This window comes from Propionigenium maris DSM 9537 (assembly GCF_027925155.1).
GTDB lineage: Bacteria > Fusobacteriota > Fusobacteriia > Fusobacteriales > Fusobacteriaceae > Propionigenium > Propionigenium maris.
The window spans coordinates 1-1,510 of sequence record NZ_BSDY01000056.1; the positions used below are offsets into that span (position 1 = coordinate 1).

Consider the following 1,510-nt stretch of genomic DNA (forward strand, 5'->3'; position numbering starts at 1 on the left):
ACTACCTGGCAAGGGAGTATGATCCTGCAACGGGGAGGTTTAATAGCCCCGACCCAGCAAGGGAAGGCTTCAGTCCCTATGTGTATGTGGGGAATAATCCAATTAACTTTGTGGATCCCGATGGGAAGATGAAAACCTATATAACAGGAAGTTATATAGGTTACACAGAATCCTCTTCAAACATAGGAAAACCTAGCTTGTATTTTACAAGGGGACATTTAACTCAAGCTCACAGTTTTGCTGATAACATTGGGTGGCACCCTATTAAGGAAGGAGAAACACTTAATTGTATCAACCTTACTCGGCGTCAAAGTGAATGGTTTAAGGGGCGTTCATATTATCAACAACTTATGTTTTGCATGGATATAATAAGGGATGATTCATATCAAGAAGAACTTGACACATCAAACTTATTAGAGTTTTCTTCAAAAAATGGTGATGTTTTTGATTTGCATCATTCAAGGTCTAAACTAGTCAGGGTAGGGGATCCAGAATTTAAGCCAGAGTATAATCAAAATTATGCTGAAGAAGCGATAAAAAGCGCTAAAATTGCAGGAAATGTAAATGAAAATGTTAATGAGGCAACTTTGAAATATAGTACATCAAATGCTGATCATTATAGAGACTTTGGCATGAGAAGAGGACAAGTATTAGAGCTGGCAAACTATGTACCTGGGGAGAGAATAGGAGAGGGAGCAAGAGTGAGGCTGCCAAGAATAGAGTAACTTCTTACTATGAAATCTTTTTATTAGAAGGTTTCTTATAAAACAAAAGAGCAAGATTTTAGTAGTTTTTCTAAATCAGCTTCTTTTAAATTAGACGTTTATCCATCTTTTGGAGTAACTCAAGAATAAAGTTAAGGAGGGAAAATGAAATATATTCATGGCTTAGGAAGACTGCCACTGATAGAGATAGATGAAACTGGAAACACTAGGATAAACATATTCGATGAAAGCGGAATGATAGGAGTGATGGAGAATGGTAATAAGGTCAACTATCTACTGAAAGATCATTTGGGGTCAACTAGGGTTGTGGTAGATGAAGCTGGTGAAAAGAGAGGAGAACTCAACTATTCCGACTTTGGAGAGACAACAACATCAGGGGACGTAGAGAATATAAGGTACAGGTATACGGGACAGGAGTGGGATGAGGAACTGGAGGAATACAACTACCTGGCAAGGGAGTATGATCCTGTAACAGCAAGATTTAACAGCCTTGATCCTGCAAGACAAGGGTTTAGCCCCTATGTTTATGTAGGGAATAATCCAATTAATTTTGTAGATCCAGATGGAGAAGTTTATGTTTTGTCAAAAGATAAATATTCCAGTTTGAAAGTTGACAAGAGAATAAAGAGGTGGGATTCCAAGAATCAAAGATGTTCAGATTATATAGATCCAGCTATAGGTGTCAACGCAGAGATGGTTATTTCAAAATATGATAAATCCAATAAAGAAGAATTGGAAAGGCTTTCGAAAGACCTAAAAAAATGGGAGAAGGATTTTTCGAAAAA

At 37.4% G+C, this 1,510-nt stretch carries 2 protein-coding genes; both read left to right on the plus strand.

Annotation, left to right across the window (positions count from 1 at the left end; translation table 11 throughout):
- Window positions 1-725 (plus strand): RHS repeat-associated core domain-containing protein (locus QMG11_RS19955; protein WP_281838214.1); only part of this gene is annotated, 725 nt, incomplete at its 5' end.
- Between the two features lie 144 nt (window positions 726-869).
- On the plus strand, window positions 870-1,510 hold a 641-nt coding region (locus tag QMG11_RS19960; RefSeq protein ID WP_281838215.1), incomplete at its 3' end, for an RHS repeat domain-containing protein.